This window comes from Tsuneonella sp. HG094 (genome assembly GCF_053819285.1).
In genome coordinates, this window is record NZ_JBSORA010000001.1 from 22,903 (window position 1) to 48,950 (window position 26,048).

At 68.3% G+C, this 26,048-nt stretch carries 26 protein-coding genes; 8 read left to right on the plus strand and 18 right to left on the minus strand.

The genetic code is table 11. The features are described 5' to 3' along the window. The first annotated feature begins 7 nt into the window (after positions 1-7). The 6 genes from ACWPMX_RS00130 (at position 8) to ACWPMX_RS00155 (ending at position 5,657) form a co-directional block, all read left to right on the plus strand. The gene (locus ACWPMX_RS00130) at positions 8-1,813 is read left to right on the plus strand and encodes an aminopeptidase P family protein (RefSeq protein ID WP_455698025.1); all 1,806 of its coding nucleotides are present in this window, start codon (positions 8-10) and stop codon (positions 1,811-1,813) included. 59 nt (positions 1,814-1,872) lie between these two features. After that, positions 1,873-2,250, plus strand: coding sequence for a VOC family protein (locus ACWPMX_RS00135; RefSeq protein WP_455698026.1), 378 nt, complete (start codon positions 1,873-1,875; stop codon positions 2,248-2,250). After that, positions 2,247-2,642: a cupin domain-containing protein gene (locus ACWPMX_RS00140; protein ID WP_455698027.1), complete on the plus strand. Its 396-nt coding sequence runs from the start codon at positions 2,247-2,249 to the stop codon at positions 2,640-2,642. The genes ACWPMX_RS00135 and ACWPMX_RS00140 overlap by 4 nt, the downstream gene beginning before the upstream one ends. Before the next feature lie 198 nt (positions 2,643-2,840). After that, complete coding sequence (locus ACWPMX_RS00145) at positions 2,841-3,470, plus strand: hypothetical protein (protein WP_455698028.1); 630 nt, start codon at positions 2,841-2,843, stop codon at positions 3,468-3,470. Between the two features lie 82 nt (positions 3,471-3,552). Beyond that, positions 3,553-4,287, plus strand: a complete 735-nt coding sequence (locus ACWPMX_RS00150) for a response regulator (protein WP_455698029.1) — start codon at positions 3,553-3,555, stop codon at positions 4,285-4,287. After that, the gene (locus ACWPMX_RS00155; RefSeq protein WP_455698030.1) at positions 4,284-5,657 is read left to right on the plus strand and encodes a sensor histidine kinase; all 1,374 of its coding nucleotides are present in this window, start codon (positions 4,284-4,286) and stop codon (positions 5,655-5,657) included. Before ACWPMX_RS00150 ends, ACWPMX_RS00155 begins: the two co-directional genes overlap by 4 nt. On the opposite strand, the gene ACWPMX_RS00160 is transcribed toward ACWPMX_RS00155, so the two are convergent. From ACWPMX_RS00160 to ACWPMX_RS00220, 13 genes are all read right to left on the minus strand, one after another. Then, positions 5,654-7,189: a peptide chain release factor 3 gene (locus ACWPMX_RS00160; RefSeq protein ID WP_455698031.1), complete on the minus strand. Its 1,536-nt coding sequence runs from the start codon at positions 7,187-7,189 to the stop codon at positions 5,654-5,656. The two genes, ACWPMX_RS00155 and ACWPMX_RS00160, sit on opposite strands and share 4 nt — an antisense overlap. A 41-nt stretch (positions 7,190-7,230) precedes the next feature. Then, the gene (locus ACWPMX_RS00165) at positions 7,231-7,974 is read right to left on the minus strand and encodes an SDR family NAD(P)-dependent oxidoreductase (RefSeq protein WP_455698032.1); all 744 of its coding nucleotides are present in this window, start codon (positions 7,972-7,974) and stop codon (positions 7,231-7,233) included. Continuing rightward, positions 7,971-8,864: an aldose 1-epimerase family protein gene (locus ACWPMX_RS00170; protein WP_455698033.1), complete on the minus strand. Its 894-nt coding sequence runs from the start codon at positions 8,862-8,864 to the stop codon at positions 7,971-7,973. The genes ACWPMX_RS00165 and ACWPMX_RS00170 overlap by 4 nt, the downstream gene beginning before the upstream one ends. Then, the gene (gene pheT, locus ACWPMX_RS00175) at positions 8,861-11,251 is read right to left on the minus strand and encodes a phenylalanine--tRNA ligase subunit beta (RefSeq protein WP_455698034.1); all 2,391 of its coding nucleotides are present in this window, start codon (positions 11,249-11,251) and stop codon (positions 8,861-8,863) included. The genes ACWPMX_RS00170 and pheT overlap by 4 nt, the downstream gene beginning before the upstream one ends. Further along, the gene (gene pheS, locus ACWPMX_RS00180) at positions 11,248-12,363 is read right to left on the minus strand and encodes a phenylalanine--tRNA ligase subunit alpha (RefSeq protein ID WP_455698035.1); all 1,116 of its coding nucleotides are present in this window, start codon (positions 12,361-12,363) and stop codon (positions 11,248-11,250) included. The genes pheT and pheS overlap by 4 nt, the downstream gene beginning before the upstream one ends. A gap of 62 nt (positions 12,364-12,425) precedes the next feature. Beyond that, on the minus strand, positions 12,426-13,322 hold the full coding sequence (locus ACWPMX_RS00185) for a helix-turn-helix domain-containing protein (RefSeq protein ID WP_455698036.1): 897 nt from the start codon (positions 13,320-13,322) through the stop codon (positions 12,426-12,428). A gap of 73 nt (positions 13,323-13,395) precedes the next feature. Continuing rightward, positions 13,396-14,292 carry a helix-turn-helix domain-containing protein gene (locus ACWPMX_RS00190; protein ID WP_455698037.1) on the minus strand — a complete coding sequence of 299 codons (897 nt, stop codon included), beginning with the start codon at positions 14,290-14,292 and terminating at the stop codon, positions 13,396-13,398. A 118-nt stretch (positions 14,293-14,410) separates the two neighbouring features. Continuing rightward, positions 14,411-15,295 carry a helix-turn-helix domain-containing protein gene (locus ACWPMX_RS00195; protein ID WP_455698038.1) on the minus strand — a complete coding sequence of 295 codons (885 nt, stop codon included), beginning with the start codon at positions 15,293-15,295 and terminating at the stop codon, positions 14,411-14,413. Between the two features lie 172 nt (positions 15,296-15,467). Next, entirely contained in the window at positions 15,468-15,827 is a 360-nt protein-coding gene (gene rplT, locus ACWPMX_RS00200; RefSeq protein WP_455698039.1) for a 50S ribosomal protein L20, read from the minus strand. Between the two features lie 14 nt (positions 15,828-15,841). Beyond that, positions 15,842-16,045, minus strand: a complete 204-nt coding sequence (gene rpmI, locus ACWPMX_RS00205; protein WP_455698040.1) for a 50S ribosomal protein L35 — start codon at positions 16,043-16,045, stop codon at positions 15,842-15,844. Positions 16,046-16,194: 149 nt separating this feature from the next. Beyond that, positions 16,195-16,590, minus strand: a complete 396-nt coding sequence (locus ACWPMX_RS00210) for a gamma-glutamylcyclotransferase family protein (protein ID WP_455698041.1) — start codon at positions 16,588-16,590, stop codon at positions 16,195-16,197. Positions 16,591-16,621: 31 nt separating this feature from the next. After that, positions 16,622-18,616 (minus strand): sulfatase-like hydrolase/transferase, encoded by a 1,995-nt coding sequence (locus tag ACWPMX_RS00215; protein WP_455698042.1) that lies wholly within the window; start codon positions 18,614-18,616, stop codon positions 16,622-16,624. A 48-nt stretch (positions 18,617-18,664) separates the two neighbouring features. Next, positions 18,665-19,447 (minus strand): inositol monophosphatase family protein, encoded by a 783-nt coding sequence (locus ACWPMX_RS00220; RefSeq protein ID WP_455698043.1) that lies wholly within the window; start codon positions 19,445-19,447, stop codon positions 18,665-18,667. A 114-nt stretch (positions 19,448-19,561) separates the two neighbouring features. Here ACWPMX_RS00220 and ACWPMX_RS00225 point away from each other — a divergent pair, with 114 nt between their 5' ends. Further along, on the plus strand, positions 19,562-20,503 hold the full coding sequence (locus tag ACWPMX_RS00225) for a helix-turn-helix domain-containing protein (RefSeq protein ID WP_455698044.1): 942 nt from the start codon (positions 19,562-19,564) through the stop codon (positions 20,501-20,503). A 1-nt stretch (position 20,504) separates the two neighbouring features. Here the strand turns inward: ACWPMX_RS00225 and ACWPMX_RS00230 are convergent, their stop codons facing one another. The 4 genes from ACWPMX_RS00230 to glpX all read right to left on the minus strand — a co-directional run bounded on the left by ACWPMX_RS00230 (position 20,505) and on the right by glpX (position 24,131). Then, positions 20,505-20,924, minus strand: coding sequence for a cupin domain-containing protein (locus ACWPMX_RS00230; RefSeq protein WP_455698045.1), 420 nt, complete (start codon positions 20,922-20,924; stop codon positions 20,505-20,507). Next, entirely contained in the window at positions 20,924-21,859 is a 936-nt protein-coding gene (locus tag ACWPMX_RS00235; RefSeq protein WP_455698046.1) for a ribose-phosphate pyrophosphokinase, read from the minus strand. Before ACWPMX_RS00235 ends, ACWPMX_RS00230 begins: the two co-directional genes overlap by 1 nt. A 99-nt stretch (positions 21,860-21,958) precedes the next feature. Then, a complete protein-coding gene (locus ACWPMX_RS00240) occupies positions 21,959-22,864 on the minus strand; it encodes a hypothetical protein (protein WP_455698047.1) in 906 nt (301 codons plus the stop codon). Between the two features lie 283 nt (positions 22,865-23,147). After that, positions 23,148-24,131 carry a class II fructose-bisphosphatase gene (gene glpX / locus ACWPMX_RS00245; RefSeq protein ID WP_455698048.1) on the minus strand — a complete coding sequence of 328 codons (984 nt, stop codon included), beginning with the start codon at positions 24,129-24,131 and terminating at the stop codon, positions 23,148-23,150. Positions 24,132-24,187: 56 nt separating this feature from the next. On the opposite strand from glpX, the gene ACWPMX_RS00250 reads away from it, so the two are divergent. Beyond that, positions 24,188-24,709 carry a hypothetical protein gene (locus tag ACWPMX_RS00250; RefSeq protein ID WP_455698049.1) on the plus strand — a complete coding sequence of 174 codons (522 nt, stop codon included), beginning with the start codon at positions 24,188-24,190 and terminating at the stop codon, positions 24,707-24,709. Here ACWPMX_RS00250 and ACWPMX_RS00255 read toward each other — a convergent pair. Continuing rightward, on the minus strand, positions 24,693-26,006 hold the full coding sequence (locus ACWPMX_RS00255; RefSeq protein ID WP_455698050.1) for a homoserine dehydrogenase: 1,314 nt from the start codon (positions 26,004-26,006) through the stop codon (positions 24,693-24,695). The genes ACWPMX_RS00250 and ACWPMX_RS00255 overlap by 17 nt on opposite strands. Between the last annotated feature and the right edge of the window lie 42 nt (positions 26,007-26,048).

The window sequence follows — 26,048 nt, forward strand, 5'->3', positions numbered from 1 at the left end:
CGCAACAATGCTCATGCAAACCCACGAAGCCCGATTGGCAGCTCTCCGCGAGGAACTGAAGCGGCGCGGGCTCGACGGATTCGTCGTTCCCATCTCGGACGAGCACATGAGCGAGTACATCGGCGCCTACGCGCAGCGGCTGCACTGGCTGACCGGCTTCGGCGGGTCGGCCGGGACCGCGGTAGTCCTCAAGGATAGGGCGGCGATCTTCACCGACGGGCGCTACACCGTGCAGGTGCGCGACCAGGTCGACGGCAAGCTGTTCGAATATGTCGGTGTCCCCGCGTCCAGCCCCGCGAGATGGCTCGGCGAGAACGCGGGCGAGGGCGCGAAGATCGGTTACGACGCATGGCTCCATTCCAAGGGCTGGGCCGAGGGCGTCGCCAAGGCGCTGGCGAAGAAGCATGGCGAGCTTGTGCCGGTGGACGGCAACCCGATCGATGCGGTCTGGGCCGACCGGCCCGAGCCTTCGAACGCGCCCGCGCTGGTCCATTCGGACACGCACTCGGGCCGCTCGAGCGCGGACAAGCGCGCCGAAGTCGCCGACTGGCTCAAGGCCGAAGGGCATGACGCAGCGGTGGTCAGCGCGCTCGATTCGGTGGCCTGGCTGCTCAACCTGCGCGGCACCGACGTCGAGCGGACCCCGGTCGCGCTCGCGTACGTCATCGCGCACGCCGACGGGACCGCCGAACTGTTCATCGGCGAGGACAAGGTCACGCCCGAGCTGTCGCAGCACCTCGGCAACGCGGTGACGATCCGCCCGCGCGAAGCGTTCGAGGGTGCGCTGGGCGAGCTCAAGGGCAAGACGGTCGCGGTCGATCCGAACTACGGCGTGGCGGCGATCTTCCATGCGCTCGAAGGCGCGGGCGCGAAGCCGGTCGCGGTGCGCGATCCCACGATCCTGCCCCGCGCGGTCAAGAACCCGGTCGAGCAGCAGGGCCACCGCGATGCGCAGGCACGCGACGGGGCGGCGATCGCGAAATACCTCCACTGGCTGAGCGTCGAGGGACCCAAGGGCGGGCTCGACGAACTGTCCGCGGCAGCGAAGCTCCGCGAATTCCGCGACGAGAGCGACATCTTGCGCGACCTGTCGTTCGACACGATCAGCGCCGCCGGCCCCCACGCGGCGCTGCCGCATTACCGGGTGGACGAGGAATCCAACATCCCGATCGACCCGTCGAGCGTCTACCTGTGCGATTCGGGCGGCCAGTATCTCGACGGCACGACCGACATCACCCGCACGGTCTGGATCGGTCCGGGCGAGCCCACGGCCGAGCACAGGGACCGCAATACCCGCGTCCTCAAGGGCCACATCGCCATCGCCCGCGCGGTCTTCCCGCAAGGCACGGTAGGCGGCCAGCTCGACGGTTTCGCGCGCCAGTTCCTGTGGTCGGCGGGCGTCGACTACGCGCACGGCACCGGGCACGGGGTGGGCAGCTTCCTGTCGGTCCACGAAGGCCCGCAGCGCATCGCCAAGATCACCGGCGCGCAGGCCGGCAGCGACCAGGAACTGCTCGCGGGCATGATCCTCTCGAACGAGCCGGGCTATTACAAGGAAGGCGCCTTCGGCATCCGCATCGAGAATCTCGTGCTGGTCGAGGCGCGCACGATCGAGGGACAGGAGGGCGACTATCTCGGCTTCGAGACACTCACTTTCGCACCGATCGACAAGGCGTTGATCGAAGCGGCCCTGCTGACCGACGAGGAACGCGCGTGGCTCGACGACTACCACGCCGAGGTCCGGCGCATCCTCGCCCCGCAGCTCTCAGGAGATGTGCTGGCGTGGCTGGAGGAGGCCTGCGCGCCCTTGTGAAGCGAGAAATGTTCGCGTAATGTTCCGGCTGGGTCGAGTCGCGGCAAGGAGCATTCACGATGATCGGTTACGTTACCCTCGGGACCAACGACCTCGCGCGGGCTGCGCCGTTCTACGATGCGCTGGCAGCGGAACTCGGCGTCGGTAGGATGATGGAATTCGACACGTTCATCGCCTGGGGTGAGCCCGGCGGAGCACCCGGCATCGGCGTGACCCAGCCGTTCGACAAGCAGCCCGCCTGCATCGGCAACGGCGTGATGGTTGCGCTGGCCGCGAAGGACGCGGCGCAGGTCGGCAGGCTCTATGACATCGCGCTGGCCAATGGCGGGACCGACGAAGGCGCGCCGGGCGATCGCGGGGGCGGCTTCTACGCAGCCTATTTCCGCGATCTCGACGGCAACAAGCTCAATGCGTTCGTGATGGCCGAACCGGAGTGAGCGGATTGCGCCTCGACGAGCGGTTCATCCACCTCGGCCTCGGCGCGGCGGCGGTGCCGCAACCACCGTTCACCGGGATGGAGTGGTATGCCGCCTACGGCAACCGTCACGATGGCGACGGGGCCGAAGGCCGCATCGTGAGCATGTACACGTTCGATGCCCCGTGGGATTCGTGGGAAATGCATCCTGCGGGCGCCGAAGTCGTGATCTGCACCGCAGGCGAGATGACGCTCCACCAGGAACACGCCGACGGGACGACCGACACGGTCGCGATCGCGGCGGGTGAGTATGCGATCAATCCGCCGGGCACATGGCATACCGCCGACGTGACCGGATCGGCGACCGCGGTTTTCATCACTGCCGGGCTTGGGACCGAACACCGCCCGCGCTGACTGTCGGACGCATGAACGACTTTCGTGCGGCGCGACAATCCGCGACAATTTGACGGCGTTCCGGCATACGCCTGCGACAAGGCGATTGTAGAACAGTGGTCATGAGCCGCGGTGCTGCGGGGTACTCTCCCCCTCCCCCTTGACCCCGCACGCCGCGGTTCGACCCTTTTCACAGCGAATTTGTTCTGGAGTTCGACCATGCGTAAACTGCATTTCTCGATGGCGGCCGCCGTGCTCGCCACCGCCGGCGTCGCCATCGCCGCCCCCGCGATCGCTCAGGGCCGGATGCCGATGGGCGACATGACCCGCGCCCAGGCGGAAGCCAAGGCCGGCGAACACTTTGCCAAGATGGACGCCAACGGTGACGGCGTGATCAACCAGGCCGACCGCGAAGCGCGCCGCGCCGCGATGGTGGCGAAGCTCGACACCGACAAGAACGGAACCGTCAGTGCCGAGGAACGCGCCGCGGCGCGGGCCAACCGCCCCGGCCGTCCCGCCGGTGCAAAGCCTGCCGACGGTGCCCACGCCGGCATGGACCACTCCAAGATGGACCACTCCAAGATGGACCACTCCAAGATGGACCACTCCAAGATGGGCCATGGCGGCAAGGGCATGCGCGGCCATCGCGGTGGCGGCATGGGCAAGATGGCCGACGCCAACAACGACGGCACGATCACCCGCGCCGAATTCACCGCCGGCGCGCTCGCCCGGTTCGCCAAGGCCGACGCCGATGGCAACGGCACCGTGACCCAGGCCGAACGGCAGGCCGCGCGCGAGGCGATGAAGACCGAGTGGCAGGCCCGCAAGGCCGCCCAGCCCGCCAGCTGAGCCAGGGACAGACGACCCCCGAGCGGCGGAGCGCGCTTGACCGGCGCGCTCCGCTGTGGGCACGAGGTCGCCAAGGCAACCGATGACCGACACCGCGCCCGTAACTCTCCTTCTCGTCGACGACGAGCCGACGCTCCGCGAACCCCTGGCCGCGTACCTTACGCGCCAGGGGTTCGTCGTGCGCGAGGCCGACAGCGCCGCCGCCGCGCGCACCGCGATGGTGGGTGAAACGCCCGACCTCGTCCTGCTCGACGTGATGATGCCGGGAGAGGATGGCCTCTCGCTCTGTCGCCACCTCGTCGAGGCCAAGGCGATCCCGACGATACTCCTCACCGCCAAGGGCGAGCCGACCGACCGCATCGTCGGGCTCGAGATCGGCGCCGACGACTACGTCGTGAAGCCGTTCGAGCCGCGCGAACTGGTCGCGCGCATCCGCAGCGTGCTCCGCCGTTCCGCGCGCCCTCCGGTCGCACCCGAAGACGATGCGCTCTACGTGTTCGAAGGGTGGCAGCTCGATCCGCTCAAGCGCCGCCTGATCGACCCCGAAGGCGCGACGGTGCCCATCTCGACCGCCGAATTTCGCCTCCTCACCGCGTTCCTCGACCGGCCCAAGCAGGTGATCGACCGCGACCGCCTGCTCGACCTCGTGCAGGGTCGCGAGGCGCACCTGTTCGACCGCGCGGTCGACAACCAGGTCAGCCGCCTGCGCCGCAAGATCGAGGCCGACAGCCGCAATCCGCAATTCATCCAGACCGTGCGCGGCGGAGGCTACCGCTTCGGGGCCGACGTCACTCGCGTGGCCGCGACCGGCGCATGAACCGCATCATGCCGCGCAGCCTGCTGGGACAGGTGCTGCTGGCGGTGGCGGGGGCGCTGCTGGTGGCGCAGGCCATCTCCGCGGCGCTGATCTATCGCGCGGCAGAGGAGCGGCGGACCCACGCGGTCGTCGGTGTGCTCGCCCTGCAATTGTCCAATGCGCAAGCGGTGCGCGATCGCGGCGCCGATGTGGCCGAGCCGCGGCGGCGAGCGCGACAGATGCGCAACATGCACCGTCCGCGCGTCGAATTTTCCAGCTCCCCGCCGGCCATGGCGACGGACGTCGCCGAACCCGAGATTGCGGCCGAGGTTGCCGATGTCATAGGACAGGCGGGCGCAGTACGCGTCGTCAGTCATCCCGCCGAGATCGATCCGCGGCTGATCGCACGCCAGCGCGAAGGGCGCCTACCGACACGGTGGGCTGCCGGTCGCGACGGGCGCATGTACGTCGCCAGCATCCGCCTGGCCGACGGGATCTGGGCCACTGCGCGAACGGTGGCACCGGTCCGCCAGCCCGGCCTCGTACGCGGTATCGTGACCCAGACGCTGGTGCTGTTCGGCGTGATGATGATCGCTTTGTGGCTGATCCTGCGCCGGATCACCGGGCCGCTTGCGGCGCTGAGACGGCGGCTGGAGGATTTCGCCCGGACGCAGAAAACCGACGGGCAGCTTCCCGTCGAAGGACCCGACGATGTGCGCCGGCTGATCGCCGCGCATAATGCGATGGAGCAGCGCATCGCCGCCATGCTCGATGAAAAGGACGTGATGCTCGGAGCCATCGGTCACGACCTCAAGACCCCGCTCGCCGCGCTGCGGGTACGGATCGAGAGCGTCGAGGACGATGCGGAGCGCGCGAAGATGGCCGCCGGGATCGAGGACATCGTGCGCACGCTCGACGATATTCTCAGCCTCGCCCGCGTCGGCCGTGCGACCGAGCCGCCCGAGCGCACCGAGCTCGGCGCGCTCGCGGCCTCGGTGGTCGAGGAGTTCGAGGACATGGGCGAGGCGGTCGAGCTTGCCGAAGGCCCGCGCGTCGTCGCGCCGGTCCATGTCACCTGGGCCAAGCGGGCGCTGCGCAACCTCGTTTCCAACGCCGTCCGCTACGGCGGCGGGGCCACCGTCGCGGTCGAGCGTGCGGGCAGCGAGGTGGTGCTGCGGGTGACCGACACCGGCCCCGGAATTGCGCCCGAACGCCTCGCGACGATCACCGAACCGTTCGTGCGCGGCGAAGTCAGCCGCAACCGCGAGACCGGCGGGGCGGGCCTCGGCCTTACCCTCGCGCGCGCCATCGCCGAAGCGCACGGCGGGCGACTGGTCCTCGCCAATCGTCCCGAAGGCGGCTTGCTCGCAGAGCTTCGGCTTCCGGCCTAACGCTCCTTCGTCGCCGAGAACACGAGGTCGGGGTTCTTCTCGACCTGGTAGCCGACGTCCCACGACGATTTCGCCATGAACACCGGATCACCGTCGCGGTCCTTGGCAAGGTTCGCCCGGTTGAAATCCGTGAAGGTCTTCAATGCCGCATCGCTGCCCTTGACCCAGCGCGCGGTCGCGAAGGGGGCGGGTTCGAGGTGCGCGCCGACCTTGTATTCGGCTTCGAGGCGGCTGACGAGCACGTCGAGCTGGAGCTGGCCGACCACGCCCACGATCCACTGCGACCCGAACTCCGGGTAGAACACCTGGATCACCCCCTCTTCGCTGAGATCGTCGAGCGCCTTCCTGAGCTGCTTTGTCTTCGTCGGGTCGGCCAGCACCACGCGGCGCAGGATTTCGGGCGCGAAGTTGGGCAGCCCGGTGAAGCGGACCTTGTTGGTTTCGGACAAGGTGTCGCCGACGCGCAGGGTGCCGTGGTTGGGGATGCCGATGATGTCTCCCGCTTCGGCAGTGTCGGCGATCTCGCGGTCCTGCGCGAAGAACAGGATCGGCGAATGCACCGCGATCGGCTTGCCGAGGCCGCTCGGGGTCAGCTTCATGCCGCGTTTGAAGGTGCCCGAGACCTGCCGCATGAACGCGATGCGGTCGCGGTGGTTGGGGTCCATGTTGGCCTGGACCTTGAAGATGAAGCCGGTCACCTCGTCGCGCTCCGGGCTGATCGGCCCCTCTTCGGACGGCTGCGGACGGGGCGGCGGAGCCCAGCGGTCGATCGCGCCGATCAGTTCCTCGACCCCGAAGTTCTTGAGCGCGCTGCCGAAATAGACCGGGGTCAGGTCACCGTGGCGGAACGCCTCGATATCGAATTCGGGATAGCCCTCGCGGACGAGCTCGATCTCCTCGGCAAGGTCATTGCCGAGCACGGCGGAGATGTCGCCCGGCGCATCGCGGGTGCCGAGGTATTCGCGGCTCGCGCCTTCGGGCCGAGCGACGGTGTCGCTCGCGAAATCGAGCACGCCGGTGAACAGCCCGCCCATGCCGAGCGGCGCCGATTGAGGGCTGACGTCGAGCGCCAGCGCGTCGGCCACTTCGTCGAGGATCTCGGTCAGCGGGCGCCCCTCGCGGTCGACCTTGTTGACGAAGGTGATGATCGGCACGCTGCGCATCCGGCAGACTTCGAACAGCTTGCGCGTCTGCGGTTCGATGCCCTTGGCGGCGTCGATCACCATGACCGCGCTGTCGACCGCAGTGAGCGTGCGATAGGTGTCCTCCGAGAAGTCCTCGTGGCCCGGGGTATCGAGCAGGTTGAAGACGGTGCCGTCCTTCTCGAACGTCATCACCGACGAGGTGACCGAGATGCCGCGCTGCTGCTCGATCTTCATCCAGTCCGATCGCGCGCGCCGGGCCTGGCCACGCGCCTTCACCTCGCCGGCAAGGTGGATCGCGCCGCCCTGCAGCAGCAGTTTCTCGGTCAGCGTGGTCTTGCCCGCGTCGGGGTGCGAGATGATCGCGAAGGTACGTCGATTGGAAGTCATGGCGCGCGGGCGCTTACCCGCGCTACGCCCGGCGGTCCAGTTCAGTCGCGCGCGACCCGGAAGCCGGCGAAGTCCTGGTTGACGGGCATCAGCTCGATCCGGTTGACGTTGAGGTGCGGCGGAAGCTCGGCGATCCAGCGGATCGTGTCGGCGATGTCCTCGGCGGTCATCGGGTTCACCCCGGTGTAGAGCGCGTCCGAGGCCTGCTGGCTGCCCGTGCGCACGAGGGTGAATTCGGTCTCGACCATGCCCGGCTCGATGCTGGTCACGCGCACGCCGGTTCCGTGGAGGTCTGCCCTGAGCGCCAGCGTGAAGTGGTTGGCGAAGGCTTTGCTGCCCGCATAGACGTTGCCGCCGGGGTAGATGTAGCTGCCCGCGACCGATCCGATCGCGATGATCGCGCCCTTGCGCTCGATCAGGCCGGGCAGCAGCTTGCGGGTGATCGTGACCATCGCTGAGACGTTGGTATCGATCATCGTCTGCCAATCGTCGAGGTCGGCTTCCTGTGCCGGAGACAGCCCCTGCGCGAGGCCGGCGTTGTTCACCAGCAGGTCGATCTCGCTAAACCCATCGGGCAGCGCGGCGAGCGCAGCGTCGAGTGCAGACGTGTCGCGCACGTCGAAGACTGCCGGGTGCACCTTGTCCGCGCCGAGGTCGGCGACGAGCGCGTCGAGCCGCTCCGCCCGCCGCCCGGTGGCGATGCAGCGCCAGCCCGAGGCGACGAGAAGCCGCACGGTGGCCTCGCCGATGCCCGAGGTGGCGCCGGTGACGAGTGCGGTCTTCATGGGCGGTTCTCCGGTGGATTGACGGTGATCGAGAGGCGGAATGTACGTGACGCGCCGGGTGCGAGTTCGACGACGCCGGGCTTGGCGCGGAAGTCGCCGTGGAAGCCGACCGGGTCGGCGATGCCCTGCCACGGCTCGATGCACAGGAAGGGCGCGCCGGGCTTCTGCCACACGCCCAGCATCGAGGTATCGGGGAACGCCAGGCCGAGCGAAGCTCCGCCCGGCGCGCCGAAGCGGCAGGCGCGGCTGGCGAGCCGGTCCCAGATCAACGCATCGGTTTCGAACAGCGCGGCCTCGGGGGTGAGCGTGTCGCCGACAACCGGCGTGGGCTGCGGATCGGGCAGAAGAAGGCCGCTCGGCGGATCGATACGGCGGATGGGAGTTGGCTCGGCGTGCTCGAACGTTACGCGGTGTGCTTCCTTCGCCGCCCCGCCGGGCAACGGCCAGGCGAACGCCGGGTGATAGCCGAAGCTGAACGGCAGCGACCGGGGCCCGGGGTTGGCGACTTCGGCGATTATGTGGAGCGTGTGCCCTTCGACACGAAAATCGAGTGCGAGCAAAAAGGTGAAGGGGTAGACGGCACGTGTGGCATCGCTGTCGCGCAGGCGAAGCGTGCCCGCTTCTGGACCGGCGTCGACCGTCTCGAATGCGCTGCGCCGCGCGAAGCCGTGCTTCTCCATCGCGAATTCGCCGCCGTCCACGCGATAGCGCCCGCCGTTGAGCGCGCCGACTATCGGAAACAGCAGCGGCGCCTGTCCGCTCCACCATGCCGGATCGCCCTGCCAGATGTATTCGCGATCCGCGCTGTCGGTCAGCGAGACAAGCTCCGCGCCGAGCGGATCGATCCGGGCGGTGATCTCGCCCGAAGTGATCGTGAAGGTGGCGCTCACCCGCGCAAGGTCGCGCCCAGCTTGGCCGCGCTCGCGACGATCCGGTCGGCGATGCCCTTGAGATCGGCGTCGGTGTAGGTCTTCTCGCCCGGCTGGAGCGTGACCTCGATGGCGAGCGATTTCTTGCCCTCGGGCACGCCAGTCCCGCGGAAATCGTCGAACACCCGCGCCGCGACGATGTTGGCCTTGTCTGCGCCCCTGACGGTGCGCAGCAGGTCGCCTGCGGGGAGCGCGGCATCGACGAGGAATGCGAAATCGCGGCTCACCGGTTGCAGGGCGGGCGGGGCATAGGCGGGGCGAGCGAAGGCGGCGTTCTTCTTCGCCGGTATCGCATCGAGGAAGACTTCGACCGCCATGACCGGGCCGTCGACGTCGAACGCCTTGAGCGTGGCCGGGTGCAGCGCGCCGAAGCGGGCGAGCACGGTCTTGGGGCCGAGCCGCAGCGTGGCCGACTGGCCGGGGTGGAACTGCGCGCCGGCCTCGCCCATGACCTGCAGGTTGTCGACGGGTGCGCCGACCGCCTCGAGCAGCGCCATCGCCTCTGCCTTGGCATCGTAGGCGTCGAACGCGGTTGCCTTCCCGCTGGCCCAGCCGCGCGGGGCCTTGTCGCCGGCCAGCAGGACGCCGACGGTCGCCCGCTCGTCGCTCGCACCGGCATCGCCGCGAAGGTAGCGGCGACCCACTTCGAACAGGCGGATCGTGTCGGCACCGCGATCGGCGTTGCGCTTGGCGGCGGTGAGGAGGCCGGGGATGAGCGAGGGGCGCATCGCCTTCATGTCCTCGCTGATCGGGTTGTCGAGCACCCACAGGCCCCCGTTCCCGTCCGCGAAGTGATCCGCCTCGGCGGGCGGCAGGAAGGACCAGGTTACCGCCTCGTTGAGGCCGCGCGCGGCGGCGGCGCGGCGGACGCGGCGTTCGCGGGCCTGCTCTGGCGTGGCGGTCGGGCGGGCGACGCCGTCGGTGCGAGGCAGAGGGGTGGAGGGCACGTGGTCGAGGCCGTGGATGCGGACCACTTCCTCGACGATGTCCGCCGGCCCCTCGACGTCGTGGCGGCGCAGCGGGACGCTGACCTGCCACTCGGGCGAGACATGGAACTCAAGCGCCTCGAGCGTGGCGCGCTGCTCCGCTTCGGGGATGGCCACCCCGCCGATCTTTTCGGCGAGCGCGGGATCGTAGGTCACAACCTTGGCAGCGGTCGGCGGGGTGCCCGCGCGCACCACCGCGCTCGGCTCGCCGCCGCAGGTGCGCACGATCAGGTCGGTGAGGATGTCGATGCCGTCGTCGAGAAACGCCGGGTCGACCCCGCGTTCGAACCGCGTGCGCGCGTCGCTCGCGATGCCGAGCTTGCGGCCCGTGGCGCCGATCCGCTCGGGGTCGAAATAGGCGACCTCGATCAGGACGTCGGTGGTCTCCGCCGTCACGCCCGAATGCTCGCCGCCCATGATCCCGCCGATGTCGTGGACGCCGCTGTCGTCGGCGATCACGGTCATTGTGGGGTCGAGCGTGTAGGTCTTCTCGTTCAGTGCCAGAACCTGCTCGCCATCGACCGCGCGCCGCGCGACGATCGGCCCGCTGAGCTTGGCGAGGTCGTAGACGTGCGCCGGACGCCCGAAGCCCAATGAAAGGTAGTTCGTGAAATCGACCAGCGCGCTGATCGGGCGCTGGCCTGCGGCGATCAGGCGCGCCTGCATCCACGCAGGGCTCGCGCCGTTGGTCACGCCGCGAATGACCCGGCCGTAGAACGCCGGGCAGCCTTCGGGGTCGTCGGTCCGGATCTGGATCGGACAGGGGAAACTGCCTTCGACATGGGCCGCGCGCCACGGCTTGAACGTCCCGAGGCCCGCCGCCGCGAGATCGCGGGCGATGCCTTCGACGCCCATGCAGTCGGGCCGGTTGGGGGTGATGGCGACGTCGAACACCGGCGAGGCGCCGTGATAGTCGGCGAACGCCGTGCCGACCGGCGCGTCGGCGGGCAGTTCGATGATTCCGTTATGTTCATCGCCGAGCTCGAGTTCGCGCACCGAGCACATCATGCCGTTCGATTCGACGCCGCGGATCGCGCTCTTGCGTAGCTCCATTCCGTTCGCCGGGACGATCGCGCCGGGCAGGCCGAGCACGCCCTTCATGCCCGCGCGGGCATTGGGCGCGCCGCAGACGACCTGTAGCGGTTCGCCCTCACCGGTGTCGACGGTGAGGACCTGCAGCTTGTCGGCCTGCGGGTGCGGCGTGGCGGTGAGCACTTCGGCGACGCGGAAACCGGCGAGTTTCTCGACCGGGTCCTCGAGCCCTTCGACCTCGATCCCGATCGCGTTGAGCTTCGCGGAAATCTCGGCGGCACTGGCCTCGGTGTCGAGGAACGCCTTCAGCCATTCGAGCGAGAACTTCATGCTTTCGCTCCTACGCCGGCGGAGAGGGTCGGCACGTCGAGCGGGTCGAACCCGTAGTGCGCCAGCCACCGGCCGTCGCCATCGAAGAAGGCGCGCAGGTCGTCCATTCCGTACTTGAGCATGGCGAGGCGGTCGACGCCGACGCCGAACGCGAAACCCTGCCACCTGTCGGGATCGAGGCCCGCGAATTCGAGCACGCGGCGGTTGACCATACCGCTGCCCAGCAACTCCATCCAGCCGTGACCCGGCGCGTCACCGTCGCCGCCCAGCACTCGGCGGCCGCCCACATTCTGCCAGCCCACATCGACTTCGACCGAAGGCTCGGTGAACGGGAAGTAGCTCGGGCGCAGGCGCAGGACGATATCGTCGCGCTCGAAGAACGCCTTGAGGAAGGTCTCCAGCGTCCACTTGAGGTGTCCGAGGTGGATGCCCTCGTCGATCACCAGCCCCTCCACCTGGTGGAACATCGGGGTGTGCGTGGCATCGCTGTCCGAGCGATAGACGCGGCCCGGCGCGATGATCCGCAACGGCGCGCCTTTTGCGACCATGCTCCGGATCTGCACCGGCGACGTGTGTGTCCTCAGGACCATGCGCGTCGGCGCGCCGCCCTGGTCGGGCCCGGCGTCGGGGAAATAGAACGTGTCGTGCATCGCGCGCGCCGGGTGGCTTTCCGGCATGTTGAGCGCGGTGAAGTTGTGCCAGTCGTCCTCGATCTCGGGTCCGCTGGCCACCGAGAAGCCCATGTCGGCGAAGATCTCGGCCAGTTCGTCCATCACCTGGCTGACGGGGTGGATCGAGCCTTTCGGTGAGGCGGGGGAGGGCAGGGTGAGGTCGAGCACTTCGCTGGCGAGCTGCGCCTCGAGCGCGGCGGCGTCGATGGCGGCCTTCTTCGCGTCGATCGCGGCAGCCACTTCGGCGCGAATGCCCTGGATGCGCGGCCCCTCGACCTGGCGTTCTTCGGGCGAGAGCAGGCCGAGCGTCTTGAGCAGCGCGCTGACCCATCCGGCCTTGCCGAGGGCGGCGACGCGCTGCGTTTCGAGCGCATCGGCGCTGTCTGCCGCGGCGATGGCGGCAAGCGCTTCGGAAAGGCGGGGATCGGTCGTGTCGGTCATTGCGACTGCGCCACTAGGTTGCCGCGCGCGCTATCGCAATGCCCCCTATCGACGCGTGCGAATCAGGGAGCGGGCTTGGCCGGGTTCAGGACCTGCAGCGCTTCGCCTGCCGCCGCCATGCGCGCATGGGTCGCGGCGGCCAGCACAGGGTGCGGCAAGCGGGCGTAGGCCCCCGGGGTCATGCCCATGAACCTGCGGAAGTCGCGGATGAACTGCGCCTGGTCGTAATAGCCTGAGTCGAGGGTCTCCATCCACCGCATGGTCGGGTCCATCATGTACTGCGCCAGCGTGCGCAGGAACCGCTGGCGGCGAAGCAGCAGCTTGGGCGTGAAGCCGAATGCGGCGTGGGCCACGCGTTCGAGCCCACGGGTCGAGAGCCCGACGCGTGCCGCCAGCTCCACGACCGTATCGACCGCCGGATCGACCAGCGCGGTGTTGATCGCGGTGATCTTGGGATCGTCCCTTGCCGGCATCGCAAGGAGCGCGCGCATGTGCGCGTCGATCCGCGCCGATTCGGCCGCCCGGTCGGGTGTGCCGTCGAAGACGAAGTCGGCAAGTGCGTGGAAATTTGCGAATGCCGGGTCGGCGAGCGCGTCGCAATACCGGTCGGCCATCGCCTTGGCGGGCGTCTTCACGAAGCGCGCCCAGCCAAGCGGCATCATGCCGACGCCCCAATAGCGACCAGGATGGACCCTGAAGTGCGGGGCGATGCTGGTCGCGCCGGTCGCGACCATGCGGCCAATCGGGCGCAGCGCTTCGCCGAAATGCGCGCCCTCGATAGGTGGCCCATCGCTCAGCCGCACGTTGCCCCATTCGGGGTGGAGGTAATCCTCCACCGGCTCGTCGGTGCCGCCCATTTCGACCAGGTAATAGGCGGTGAGGTACGGTCGCAGCGGCTCTGACGGCACCGCGAAATGAACCGTTACGCCAAGGCTACTCGTGACTGACCGGTATTCCACCATCGCTTGCGACCCGTTCTCCCGCCCAATCGGCAAGGACTAACACGCTCTAACCGCAGGGCAATAGGATCGATCAGGCCTTGGGGCGATCGAGCGTCTGCGCCGGCGATCCCCAAGTGCGCGCACGTTGGGCCATGAATGCCGAAAGGATCGGGTGCGGCAGCGCCGCGTACTCGCTGGGCGCCATGCCCATGAACTCGTGAAACTCGTGATTGAAGTGCGCCTGGTCGGTGTAGAGTTCGTCGATCGCGGTACTCCACTTGCCCATTCCGCCGAGCATCCAGGCGGCCAGGCTGCGCATGAAACGCTGGCGGCGCAGCAGCAGCTTGGGCGGGAAACCGAAGTGGCGGCGGCACACCCGCTCCAGCGCGCGAGGGGAGAGGCCCGACAGTTCGGCGAAGTCGGCAACCTTGGCGAGTCCAAGCGACACCATCGCCTTGTGTACTGCGCCGATACGCGCATCGTCCGGCCCCGAGCGCGCTGCTGAGCGCAGTACCTCGACAATACGATCGTGCTCGGCCTCGTCGTCGGGTGTTTCGCCGAAAATCGTCGGCAGCGCGGCGAAACGCGAGAACTCCGGTTTGTGCTCGGCATTGGCGAGCATGTTCGCGAAATTCGCGGCCGGGCGGTCGACGAAACGCGCCCAGCCCAGCGGCAACAAACCGATCCCCCACATCCGCGTGCTGCCGAGCGAGAAGCGGACCCCGCGCGAACTGGGCCCGGTGACGGTGAAATGCGCATCGTCGACGGGTGCGCCGCCCACGACCTGCGCCCACGGCAATGCGCCAGAGAAGACCCGCAGGTTGGACCATTCGGGCTGGAGCCAGTCGGTGACCCGGGCATCGCCTTCCACGGTAAGGTCGAGCCGATAGATGCTGGTCAGACATCCTTCCAGGTCGGGCGGGGGCGCGAAGAACCGGGCATCGACGTGACAGACGCCGGGAATATCCGAGACGGGCAAGTCGGGCATGGGTCCGGCACTGGCTCCGCGGGCAGGTAACTGGGCGACACGAGGGTGAATGGGTTCTGTTGTAGGAAACCGACGCTACCCCTCGCGAGGGGTGCGGGCAAGTCGCGCCAGCGAAAGGTCAACGAAAGCGCGCGACCGTGGGCAGGTCGAGCTGCTCGGCGGCGCCTTGGTCGGCCATTCGCTGCTGCATGATCGGATGCACGATCGGATGCGGCATGCGCGCGTATTCGGTCGGGCTCAGGCCCATGAAGTCGCGGAATTCGCGGACGAATTGCGCCTGGTCATGGTACTGGCTGTCGAGGGCGCTGATCCAGCTCAGGGACGGGTCCAGCATGTAGTGCGCCAGGCTGCGGACGAAGCGTTGGCGGCGGAGCAGGACCTTGGGAGTGAATCCGAAATAGCGACGGCAGAACCGTTCCAGCGATTTGACCGACATCCCGAGTTCCTCGCGCAACGAGCCGACGTCGCCGATCGCCGGGTCGCGCAGGGCATCCTGGCAGGCGAACAGCTCGTCTTCCCGCGGGACTGGGCGGCCGATGTGCTGCATCAGGTGGGCGTCGACCGCAGTTGCCTTGGCCTCGTCGTCGAGATCGTCCGAAGTGAGTATCGGATGCAGGCCGGCGAACACTGCGAAAGCGGGGTGGGTGCTGCCATCGACGGTCTTGTTGGCGAGGTCCGCTGCCGACGTATCGACAAACTTGGCCCAGCCGACCGGCTGCATGCCGAGGCCCCAGACCCGCGATGTCGCCACCGTGAAGTGGGTCGCCACGCTCGTCGGTCCGCCCGCGACGAACGGCCATTGCCTCACCAGCGGTCCGGGACCGATACTCGCAATCGGCGGCGGTCCTTGCGTGAACCGCATCGCCGCCCATTCGGGATGGAGATAATCCTCGACCATTCCGTCGCCCGCCTCGATCACGGTGAGGTAGAGCGCGGTGAAATAGGGCTGGAGCGCCTCAGACAAGCGAAAGAAGCGCACCGAGATTCGCGGAGAATCCGTCATGGCCGTTAAGCTGATCCTGTCGGGGTGGTCGTAGCGACCCGAAGGATGAATTGTTGTATATTTTCGACAGTTATGCGGCGATCACGGCGTAAGTCAAGGCCGTAGATCGATGCAAAAAGCGCGCCCCCTTCGTAGGGAGCGCGCTGATTGCGTTGCCGAAGCTGCGGGTCGCTTACGCGGGCAGCGCGGCCTTGGCCTGGGCGATGATGGCGCTGAAGGCAGCGCCCTCGTTCATCGCGACGTCGGCCATGACCTTACGGTCGAGCTCGATGCCGGCGAGCTTAACGCCGTGCATGAACTGCGAGTAGGTGAGGCCTTCGGCGCGAACTGCGGCGTTGATGCGCTGGATCCACAGGGCGCGGAAGCTGCGCTTCTTCACCTTGCGGTCGCGGTAAGCGTATTGCCCGGCCTTCTCGACCGCCTGGCGGGCGACGCGGATGGTGTTCTTGCGGCGACCGCGATAGCCCTTGGCCTGGTCGAGGATCCGCTTGTGCTTGGCGCGGGTGGTTACACCCCGTTTGATGCGTGCCATGGTTCAGTACCTCCTCAATCGAGCCCGTAGGGCGCCCACTTCTTGATCGTGCGCGCGTCGGCGTCGGCGATCACGGTGGTCCCGCGGTTCTGGCGGATGTACTTCGCGTTGTGGCTGATCAGGCGGTGGCGCTTGCCGGCGACCCCGTGCTTGACCTTGCCGGTGGCAGTGAGCTTGAAGCGCTTCTTCACGCCGCTCTTGGTCTTCAACTTGGGCATTTTCGTCTCCTTTCGGGGACACGCTCGTGTCAGCCCTGGCAGCCCTAGTTGGCCAGGCCGACGGTGAATCACGTGTCGGTGAAGGCGGCGCCCCTAAGCGTATCGGGCGCGAAAGGCAACCCGTTTCCCGGCTGTCCGGCCTCGGCGCCTCAGTGCCCGATGGGCGGGCGGCCGGTCTGCGTGAGCCAGCGCGCGAAATCGCCGTCGGGAATGGGCTCGAGCCCGTCGGTCGGCGCGACCCATATGTAGGCTTCGGCCACGATGTCCTGACCCTCGCAGGTCACGACTATGGGTCGGCGCGCGTAATCGGCGCCTTCGAACGCGTCGAGACCGATGAGATCGACATTGCCCGCCTCGTGCAGCACGCCCGTCACGATGCCCTCGCCGGGCACCATCGCAGGGTGCGCGCCCGCCGGATCGTCGACACCGAAGAGATCCCCGCGCGCGGTGGCGGGGCGACCGGGGCCCAATCCGACGAGCAGCTTCTGCACCGGCGGCGGGGCGATCTCGGCGATCAGAACGCCATAAAAGAACAGGGTGGCCACCGCACGGTCCTAGCGCGGACGGAACACGCGGTCAGCGGACATCGCGTCGATGGTCTCGCCAGCGTTCCGAGCCCCAGCGTGCGACCACGGCATCGGCGCGCACGCGATCGACCCCGTTGAGCGAGGCATAGGTGGCGCACCGACCGCTATCGCGGAAACAGGTCTCGCCAGTGTCGAGCCGCAGGCTGGTGAGCTGGCCGCCCGGACCGGAGAGGCCGATCGCGGTCGGTCGGTCGAGCGGCCCGATGTGCATAAACGGCGGCACGGTAACGCGCGGCGGCGATGCTTCGCGGATCGCGGCGGACAGGATCGCCCGATAGTCCGAAAGCGCGATAGGGGCAGAGGGCAGTATGCCGGGACGATTGGCAACCAGCAGGGTCTCGAATTGCTCGTTGTCGATCACGTGGCCATGGCCCAGGAAGCCGCCTTCGAACAGCTCCTCGCCGTGGTCGCCGGTGACTACCAGGATCGTGTCGTCCCACACGCCTTTGGCTCTCAGCCGCGCGATCAGTTCGCCCAGCCGCCGGTCAGCGTTGCTCACCGCGTTCCAGTACGTCTCGCGCACGCGGGTTGCATTGGCGGCGGAGATGTCGCCGCGCGGCAACGGCGCCTTCGTCAGGCGGCGCGCGACGCCAGGGTGATCGTAAGGGAAATGCGCCGACTGGAAGTTGAAGTAGGCGAAGTGCGGCGTGGCGGACCAGTCCTCGCGGCCCAGCGTCCGGTCGAAAGCCTCGAGCAAGTGCCCCTCGTCGACCAGCAGGCTCCCCTGTGCGGCAAAGTCGAACGCGCGCTTTTCGCGCAGGGTCTCGGCATCGACGAAGACGTCGGCATTGACACGCATCGCGACGGTATCGGAAATGCCGCCGAAGTTTTCCGGCTGGCCCGAGAACACGCCGATGCGGTAGCCGCTTGCCGCGAGGTCCGTGAACAGCGAAGGGTCTCCCTTGCGCGGGGCGAGCGCGCCCGAAAAGAGCGACTTGAGGCTTTCGGTGGTGAAGCCGACGTGGCTGTAGGCGGGCGCCGCGACGCTGCCGGATGCCGCCAGCGCTTCGAGATTGGGGGCAACGGGCATCCCGTTCACCCGTTTTCCGAGCACATCACCGCGGGTCGATTCGAAAACCACGACCACGAGGTGCGGGCGCGAGCCCGCGAAAACGTGCGGACCGAGCGGAGTGGCCAAGGGCACCAGCGTAAGGTCGCCGCCGTAACCGTCCTCGTCGATTCCGTTGCCCGGAATATCGAGCGCCAGCGGATGGCGCGCAGGATCGAATGGTGCGGTGTCGTGCTGGATGCCGAACAGTCCGTAGCCATCGCGATCGACGTCGCTGGCACTGTCGAGCACCCCGGTCAGCGCCTCCCATGCGATGGTGCGACCGAGGGCGTAGGCGGCATCGCTTCCTGTGCGCGGGATAGCGACAGCGCTCAGAATGAGAACCGATAATGCTGCCAGCCACAGTCGGCCTGCGGGAGCAACAGGTCGCGGCAAATCCGCAGGGAGCAGCCGTGCGAGCAGGCGCCAGCCGAGCCACGCGCCCGCCGCCAAGCCGCCGAGCGCGAGCAGGGCGATGCCGATCTCGCTTATCCCGAACAGGATTGCGTCGACGAGACTGCCCCCGCCGAGCTGGGCGAGCAGCGCGAAGCCGACCGCGTCGCTGAAATAGGCCGCGAGGTGGTATTTCGCCGCAAGTACGCCGAGGAACAGTGCGCCATTCGTCAGCAGAAAGACAAACACCGGCGTCCACCTCGCTAGCCCGCGCGTGAGCCGCAGCGCGAGCGCCCAGCCGGCCAATGCAACAAGGCCAATGGCGCTCGCGTAACCGAGTGCAAACAGCGCGCGCTCTCCGATGGTATCGACCGCGCGGCTCATCCCGAAGCCGCCGGTGAAAAGGCCGAACTTGCGATCCGCGAGCAGAAGCTCCACCAGCGCAGTCCCGAGCGTGACCATCACCGGCGCAAGCGCGAGCACGCGTGTCCATGCGATGCGCGGCGCAGTCGCCCGCGGCGGCTCGAGAGCGCTGGTCGCCATGGGCCCGCTCTAGCGAGCGTGTTTTAGGATAAGACTAACGCGGCGGCGTCAATGCCCGCAGGCGAGCGCTTCCACCACGTCCTCGAGCCGCGCGGGATCGCCCAGGGCGATCACGTGGCCTTCGCTGCCTGCATGAAGCGGCTCGCCGTTCCAGTCGGCCATTGTCCCGCCAGCGCCCTCGACCACCGGGACCAGTGCGGCGAAATCGTGCAGCTTCAGCCCACTCTCGCAGACGAGGTCGACCTGCCCGCTCGCGAGAAGGCCGTAATTGTAGCAGTCGCCGCCCCAGATCATCCGCTTGTGCGCGGTCTTTCCCGCGAGCGCCATGAAATGTTCGGCGGCATGGTCGTCGAAATACTGCGGCCCGGTGCTGGCGAGGGCGGCATCGGCAAGGTCGCGGCAGGGGCGGGTGCGGACTTCGGCGCCGTTGAAGGTAGTGGCCCGGCCCATCGCGCCGACCCAGCGTTCGCCCGCGATCGGCTGGTCGATCACGCCGAGCACCGGGAACCCGTCGCGCATGAGGGCGATGAGCGTCCCGAAGATCGGGCGGCCCGCGGCGAAGCTCACCGTGCCGTCGATCGGATCGAGCACCCAGGTGCGGCTCGCGCCTTCGCGCTCACTGCCGAATTCCTCCCCGATGATCCCGTCGCGCGCGGCTTCGGCGGTGAGGATGCGGCGCATCGCCTCCTCGGCGGCGCGGTCGGCAAGGGTGACGGGCGAGGCATCGCCTTTCACCTCCAGCCCGATCTCCCCGCGAAAGTAGGGGCGGATCGCCGCGCCTGCCGCGTCGGCGAGGCGGTGGGCGAGGGCGATGTCGTCGGTCATGCTCATCGCGGCTCCCCTGACACGCGGCTCGGGCGCCCGCAACCGTGCCATGCGTGAGTAGGGGGGCTGGATTTCCGGACCCTTTTGCTTCACCCGGCGTTCGGGGGTCGCAGGTCGCACATGGCAACGCAAACGCAGGAGAGGCTGCCCGAGCTTGCGGGCATCAGCGGCGAAAGCCGGGACGGCCAGCCGCTCGCCTATCACCGCGCACCCGCCGACGACCTCGCGCCATGGATCGCGCGCATGTTCGTGACCCGCGTGTGGCAGCCGCCGGGCAACACAATCCAGTGTGGGCTGCTCAGCGATACGCCGTTCGTGCGGCTGATGCTGGGTGGCGATTGGGTGGGAGAGGCCGCCAACGCGCGGGTCGAGCGGAGCCGGGGCGCGCTGCTGTTCGGGCCACACTCTCAGCAGATGCCGATTTCGGTCACCGGCCCGTTCGCCACGATCGGCTTCGCGCTGCGCCCGGGCGCGCTGGCGGCGCTCGGTCATCCGTGGGGCCGAATTGCGACCGACTATGTCATCGACATCGACGGTAGCGGCCCTTGGCGCACGTGGAGCGAGGGGCATACCTTCGCCGCCATCTCTCACGAAGCCGCTCTGCTCCGCCTCGAAGACGACTTGCGCGCGCTCGTCGCTCGTCGCGGCGCGGCTCCGCCCGATCCGCTCGCGGCGGCGCTTGATGAGGCTGCCTTTGCCGATCCCGGCGAGCCGATCGGTGCATTCGCCGCCCGTTTTGGCACCACGCCCCGGCGCGTTGCGCGCATGGCGGCACGCGATTTCGGCCTCACGCCGAAAGCGGTCATGCGCCGCGCGCGCGTGCTCGACCTGGCAAGCCAGTTGCTGGGCTTTGCCGACAGCGCCGAGGCCGAGGAACACGCGCTGCGGTTCTACGACCAGAGCCACCAGATCCGCGATTTCCGAGCGCTCATGGGGATGACTCCGCGCGAACTTGCCGCCCGGCCGCGCCCGATCCTGACACTGGGACTTGAAACGCGCCAGGCGCGGCGGCTCGAGGTGCTGGGCCGGCTTGGGCACGGCGAAAGCGCCCCCTGGCGCTAGACTATTCCGGGACCGCCTCGCGCAGCGGTTGTCCGTCAACTTTCACCCACGCCGAAATCGCGCGCATTCCGTCCGGCCCGGCGCGCCCCCAGTGGACGGTATCGGGCGCGATGCGAAGCGATTGTCCCGCCACCAGCGTGACCTCCGGCTCGCCCGCGCGCGACAACACGCTCGATCCGCCGAGGACGTAGACGAACTCCTCGCCCCGATGCCGGTGGCGAGGAATGGCGGCGCCCGGTGCGAGATTGAGGTCGCCCAGCACGAGGCTGTGACCGGGCGCGGCGGCGATCGGCCCTTCGATCACCTGGTTGATGCCGGCCGGCGGGGTAAGAACCGTCGGTGCAGAGATCGAGGCGGGCGGCGCAGAGGCAGCGGCGCACCCGGCGAGAACGAGGAGCAGGGCGAGCGACGCCCGGCGCATCAGTCGAACAGGCTCGACACGCTGCTTTCGTCGGCGATCCGGCGCACCGCCTCGCCGATCAGCGGCGCGATGGTGAGATAGCGGATGCGCTTGCTGTCGTTCGCGGCATCGGTGGCGAGGATCGAATCGGTAATGACCAGTTCCTCGAGCGCCGAATCGTTGACCCGCGCGACGGCCCCGCCGGACAGCACGCCGTGCGTGATGTAGGCGGTCACAGAGCTGGCACCGCCGTCGAGCAGCGCCTGCGCGGCGTTGCACAGGGTGCCGCCCGAATCGATGATGTCGTCGATCAGGATGCAGTGGCGGCCCGATACGTCGCCGATGATGTTCATGACCTCGGACGAGCCAGGCTTGTCGCGGCGCTTGTCGACGATCGCCAGCGGCACGTTGTCGAGCCGTTTGGCGAGCGCGCGGGCGCGCACGACGCCGCCGACGTCTGGAGAGACGACCATCAGGTCGCGCGTGCCGTAACGGGCCTGGATATCGGCCGCCATCACCGGCGCGGCGAACAGGTTGTCGGTCGGGATGTCGAAGAAACCCTGGATCTGCCCTGCGTGGAGATCGACCGCGAGCACGCGGTCGGCGCCCGCCGTGGTGATCAGGTTGGCGACCAGCTTGGCCGAGATCGGCGTGCGCGGGCCGGGCTTCCGGTCCTGCCGGGCATAACCGAAATAGGGGATCACGGCGGTGATCCGCTTGGCCGAAGCGCGCTTGAGCGCATCGATGCAGATCAGCAGTTCCATGAGGTTGTCGTTGGCCGGGAAGCCGGTCGACTGGATCACGAACACGTCCTCGCCGCGGACGTTCTCGTGAATCTCGACGAAGATTTCCTCGTCCGCGAAGCGCCGCACGCTGGCATCGGTGAGCGGCAGCTCGAGGTAACCGGCGATCGCACGGGCGAGCGGCAGGTTCGCGTTGCCTGAGAGAATCTTCATGACGGTCGGGTTCCCGTTATGCTGCTGCCGTGAGAGCGCGCAGGCTCTAGCTGCGAGCGGCCCGATTGCAAGCGTTAGCGGGAACCCGACCGGGGATGATCAGAAGGTGACTGTTTTCGGTCCTCGCGTCTTGGCGCGCCGGGTCATCCAGATATCCGGCGCAGGCGACTCGCTTCCGGTACGGTCGGAGGAGAAATACAGTTCCTCGCCGTTCCAGCTCATGCTCGGCCTGGCGTCAAAGCCGGGGGCGTTCAGTTCCGCGAGTGCAACGGCCGGACCGAACGCCTGCATGGTCGAAGCGCGGCTGGCGACGTAGAGGTCGGGCCCGCCGAGCCCTCCGGGCCGGGTCGAATCGAAGAACATCGTCAGCCCGTCGTGAGTCACCGTCGGACGGTTGTTCGATCCGCCCTGGTTGGGACCACCCGGCACCAACGTCGCGGTGCCGCCTTCGACCATCTGCAGGACCTGCCCGCCCGCGCCGTTCGCCTGACGCCTGGACCAGACCATGACGGTTCGGCCCGTATGGTCTGCGAAGAAGTCGACTGCCTCGTCCATGAGCGACGAGTTTACCGAAGGGCCGAGCGATTCGGGCTCGCTCCAGCCGCGCGGTCCTTTACGGCTGACGAAGATATCGCCGGCGTCGTCGGAACGGCTGCGCGAGAAATACAGGAAGTTGCCCTGGATGCTCGTCGGGCAGAACTCGGTGGCGGGAGTGTTGATCGTCGCGGGCAGTGCCTGGGGCGGACCGAACGGCTCACTCGTGTCGGTCCGGGTGGCGACATAGATGTCCTGCGATCCGGCGCGGTTCGAATTGAAATAGAGCTCGGTCCCGTTCCGCGACAGGCTGACGCAACCGTCCACCGACGTAGTGTTGAGCGAACTTGCGGCGCCGGGGACCTTCTCTGCGTTAACCGGCGCGGCGAAATCGCCGTAGGCCGGCAGGGCCAGCGCGGTGCCGGCGCAAATCGTCGCGCAGGCGGCGGCAAGGGGTATGCGGTAGTGCATGGCTTCCTCCTGTCTCGCTCGCAAGGTCGTGCGAGCAGGCAGGAGTGTCTGGCGGCACCGCCGCGGCGTCCATGAACTGCCGCCGATGGTTAGCTCAAGGTTTTCCGATGATGACCGCTTTTTGGCCGATCGATCAATCTTCGGCGAGACCACCTTTTCCCATGCGCGTCTGGCTTGCGCCGTCGCCTAGTCGATCCGGTGCTCGCCCTTGATCCAGCGCGAGTGCTTGTTTCGGGTGCGCAGGACCGGTGGTGAGAGCGGCGCGCTCGACGCCTGTCCTCGATCAGTCGATCCGGTGTTCACCCTTGATCCAGCGCACCGTCCCGCTGGAGGCGCGCATGACCACGCTGTCGGTGGTCATCTTGCCTCCACGAAGCCGCTTCACGCCATCGAGCAGCGACCCGCTGGTGACGCCGGTGGCGGCGAAAATGCAGTCGCCCTTGGCGAGGTCTTCCAGCTTGTAGATGCGGTCGAACTCGGTGATGCCCCACTTGCGGGCGCGGGCCTTCTCGTCCTCGTTGCGGAAGATCAGGCGGCCGTTGAACTGGCCGCCGACGCAGCGCAGTGCCGCAGCCGCAAGGACGCCCTCGGGGGCGCCGCCCGAACCCATGTACATGTCGATCGTGGTGTCGGGGTTGGTCGTCGCGATCACGCCCGCCACGTCGCCGTCGCCGATCAGCACGACACCGCACCCGAGACCGCGCAGCTCGGCGATCAGGTCCGCATGCCGCGGGCGGTCGAGCACGCAGACGATGATGTCGGCGGGTTCCACGCCCTTCGCTGCGGCGACCGCCTTGACGTTTTCGGTCGGCGACTTCGCAAGGTCGATCACGCCTTGGGGATAGCCGGGGCCGACCGCCAGCTTGTCCATGTAGGTGTCGGGCGCGTTGAGCAGGCAACCGGCTTCCGCCGCTGCCAGTACCGCGAGCGCGTTGGGCCCGGCCTTGGCGGTGATCGTGGTGCCTTCGAGCGGATCGAGCGCGATGTCGATCCTGGGTCCCTTGCCGATCGCGCCGCCGACTTTCTCGCCGATGTACAGCATCGGCGCTTCGTCGCGCTCGCCTTCTCCGATTACCACGGTCCCGTCGATGTCGAGCGTGTCGAACGCCTTGCGCATCGCCTCGACCGCGGCCGCGTCCGCCGCCTTTTCGTCGCCCCGGCCGATCAGCTTCGACGCGGCGATAGCGGCCGCTTCGGTCACGCGGACCAACTCGAGCACGAGCACGCGGTCGAGCACGCTCGACGGCTTGGGGGACGCGGTGTTCATGAGCAATTCAGTCCTGTAGCGGAGGTTGCGGCGCGCTTAGACGAGGGAGACCGCGATTGTCGAGACGGGGTTGGTGGGTAACTCTCGCGGTGGCGGCGTCGTCGCCGGTGTTGGCCCAATCCGCTGGCCCCGGACGCGCGCAGGACGTTATCGCGCGCGATGCAGCGGCGGCGTACGGGCCGCCCGACACGCGCATTGCGAACCAGTGCCCCGAGCAGAAACCCGGTGCCGAGATCGTCGTCTGCGCCGAGCTGGAGGAGCAGAGCCAGTTCCGCGTCAAATCGTCGGGCGATCTTGATCCGACCGGCGCCGGAACGCGCGACGGCATTCCGCGCGCGCCCGACCTCGAAAAGAAATATCCCGGACCGGTTGTTGCGCGCGGCTGCTTCATCCCGCCGTGCCCGCCGCCGATGCCGCCGATTATCGACCTGAAGGCGATCCCCGAGGCGCCGCCCGGATCGGACGCCGACCGGGTGGCGAACGGTCTTGCGCCGACCGGTCGCGACGACCGTATCCCGAGCCCGCCGGATCTGCCCGCGGTCAAGGAAGAGGAAACGCCGCCTACGTCGCCAGGATAGGCATGACGAGCGGCGGCGCGGTGAGGCTGGCCGAGCCCTCGAGCAGGCGCAGCGCTTCGGTCACGCATTTTTCCGCGCCTTCATGGGCGACCATCGCGACCATTACCTCGCCGCCCTCCTCGGGCTTGCCCTGCTGGATCAGGCTCTCGATCGAGACGTCGGCGTCGCGCATCGCGGCGGTGATCTCGGCCAGCACGCCGGGGCGGTCGGCCACCGTGAAGCGGATGTAGGTGCGCCCGCGCCGCTCGCCGGCTTCGGCCGGGATCATCGGGGCGAGCTCGCCGACGGGCACCGAGAACGGGCAGCCGTTCTCGCCCCGGGCAATGTCGATGAGGTCGGCGACCACGGCGCTCGCGGTCGGTCCGTCGCCCGCGCCGGCGCCCTGGAACAGCAGGCGGCCCGAATAATTGCCTTCCGCGACGACTGCATTGGTCGGCCCGTCGACGTGCGCCAGCGGATGATCCTGCGGCACGAGGCACGGGCGGACGCGCTGGAGCAGGCGTGGCACCGACCCGTCCGCTCCATGCTCGACGTCGGCCTCGCCGATCAGGCGGATGACGAAGCCGAGGTCGCGCGCCCGCGCGATGTCTGCAGCGCGCACCCGAGTGATGCCTTCGCAGCTCACGTGATCGAGGTCGAGCCGCGCGCCGAACGCCAGCGCGGCGAGGATGGCGAGCTTGTGGCCCGCGTCGATCCCCTCGACGTCGAGCGTCGGGTCGGCCTCGGCATAGCCCTTGGCTTGTGCCTGCCCGAGCACGTCGGCGAAATCGGCGCCGGTGTCTTCCATGGTCGAGAGAATGAAGTTGCAGGTGCCGTTGAGGATGCCCTGCACCCGGTCGATCGCGTTGGCCGCCGCGCCTTCGCGCAGCGCCTTGATCACCGGGATGCCGCCGGCGACCGCGGCTTCGAACTTGAGCGGGACCCTGGCCGCTTCGGCCGCTTCGGCGAGCGCAAGCCCGTGATGCGCGATCATGGCCTTGTTGGCGGTGACCAGCCCCTTGCCGCTGCGGATCGTGTTGCGCGCGAGCGTGAGAGCGGGACCGTCCGCGCCCCCTACCAGTTCGACCACCGCGTCGACATCGTCGCGCGCAGCCATCTCGGTCATGTCGTCGCACCATGCGAACGGAGCGAGATCGACGCCCCGGTTCTTGGCCCGGTCGCGCGCGCTCACCGCGACGACGCGAATCTCGCGGCCCGCGCGGGCGCGCACGAGCGCGGCATTCTCTGAAAGCAGACGGATCACGCCCGCGCCTACGGTGCCCACCCCGGCGAGCGCGATGCGCAGCGGTTCGGCCATGACGTTAGATACTCCCTGTCGCTCGCCGGTCCCTAACGACTG

What these genes read in the sequence shown, in the direction of transcription:
- ACWPMX_RS00255 (WP_455698050.1), bottom strand. Translation starts at nt 26,006, where the DNA reads ATGGCCGAACCGCTGCGCATCGCGCTCGCCGGGGTGGGCACCGTAGGC.
- pheT (WP_455698034.1), bottom strand. Translation starts at nt 11,251, where the DNA reads ATGAAGTTCTCGCTCGAATGGCTGAAGGCGTTCCTCGACACCGAGGCC.
- ACWPMX_RS00165 (WP_455698032.1), bottom strand. Translation starts at nt 7,974, where the DNA reads ATGAAGACCGCACTCGTCACCGGCGCCACCTCGGGCATCGGCGAGGCC.
- ACWPMX_RS00235 (WP_455698046.1), bottom strand. Translation starts at nt 21,859, where the DNA reads ATGAAGATTCTCTCAGGCAACGCGAACCTGCCGCTCGCCCGTGCGATC.
- ACWPMX_RS00225 (WP_455698044.1), top strand. Translation starts at nt 19,562, where the DNA reads ATGGCAACGCAAACGCAGGAGAGGCTGCCCGAGCTTGCGGGCATCAGC.
- ACWPMX_RS00220 (WP_455698043.1), bottom strand. Translation starts at nt 19,447, where the DNA reads ATGAGCATGACCGACGACATCGCCCTCGCCCACCGCCTCGCCGACGCG.
- rplT (WP_455698039.1), bottom strand. Translation starts at nt 15,827, where the DNA reads ATGGCACGCATCAAACGGGGTGTAACCACCCGCGCCAAGCACAAGCGG.
- ACWPMX_RS00130 (WP_455698025.1), top strand. Translation starts at nt 8, where the DNA reads ATGCTCATGCAAACCCACGAAGCCCGATTGGCAGCTCTCCGCGAGGAA.
- pheS (WP_455698035.1), bottom strand. Translation starts at nt 12,363, where the DNA reads ATGACCGACACGACCGATCCCCGCCTTTCCGAAGCGCTTGCCGCCATC.
- rpmI (WP_455698040.1), bottom strand. Translation starts at nt 16,045, where the DNA reads ATGCCCAAGTTGAAGACCAAGAGCGGCGTGAAGAAGCGCTTCAAGCTC.
- ACWPMX_RS00135 (WP_455698026.1), top strand. Translation starts at nt 1,873, where the DNA reads ATGATCGGTTACGTTACCCTCGGGACCAACGACCTCGCGCGGGCTGCG.
- ACWPMX_RS00145 (WP_455698028.1), top strand. Translation starts at nt 2,841, where the DNA reads ATGCGTAAACTGCATTTCTCGATGGCGGCCGCCGTGCTCGCCACCGCC.
- ACWPMX_RS00160 (WP_455698031.1), bottom strand. Translation starts at nt 7,189, where the DNA reads ATGACTTCCAATCGACGTACCTTCGCGATCATCTCGCACCCCGACGCG.
- ACWPMX_RS00240 (WP_455698047.1), bottom strand. Translation starts at nt 22,864, where the DNA reads ATGCACTACCGCATACCCCTTGCCGCCGCCTGCGCGACGATTTGCGCC.
- ACWPMX_RS00230 (WP_455698045.1), bottom strand. Translation starts at nt 20,924, where the DNA reads ATGCGCCGGGCGTCGCTCGCCCTGCTCCTCGTTCTCGCCGGGTGCGCC.
- ACWPMX_RS00150 (WP_455698029.1), top strand. Translation starts at nt 3,553, where the DNA reads ATGACCGACACCGCGCCCGTAACTCTCCTTCTCGTCGACGACGAGCCG.
- ACWPMX_RS00155 (WP_455698030.1), top strand. Translation starts at nt 4,284, where the DNA reads ATGAACCGCATCATGCCGCGCAGCCTGCTGGGACAGGTGCTGCTGGCG.
- ACWPMX_RS00190 (WP_455698037.1), bottom strand. Translation starts at nt 14,292, where the DNA reads ATGCCCGACTTGCCCGTCTCGGATATTCCCGGCGTCTGTCACGTCGAT.
- glpX (WP_455698048.1), bottom strand. Translation starts at nt 24,131, where the DNA reads ATGAACACCGCGTCCCCCAAGCCGTCGAGCGTGCTCGACCGCGTGCTC.
- ACWPMX_RS00195 (WP_455698038.1), bottom strand. Translation starts at nt 15,295, where the DNA reads ATGACGGATTCTCCGCGAATCTCGGTGCGCTTCTTTCGCTTGTCTGAG.
- ACWPMX_RS00215 (WP_455698042.1), bottom strand. Translation starts at nt 18,616, where the DNA reads ATGGCGACCAGCGCTCTCGAGCCGCCGCGGGCGACTGCGCCGCGCATC.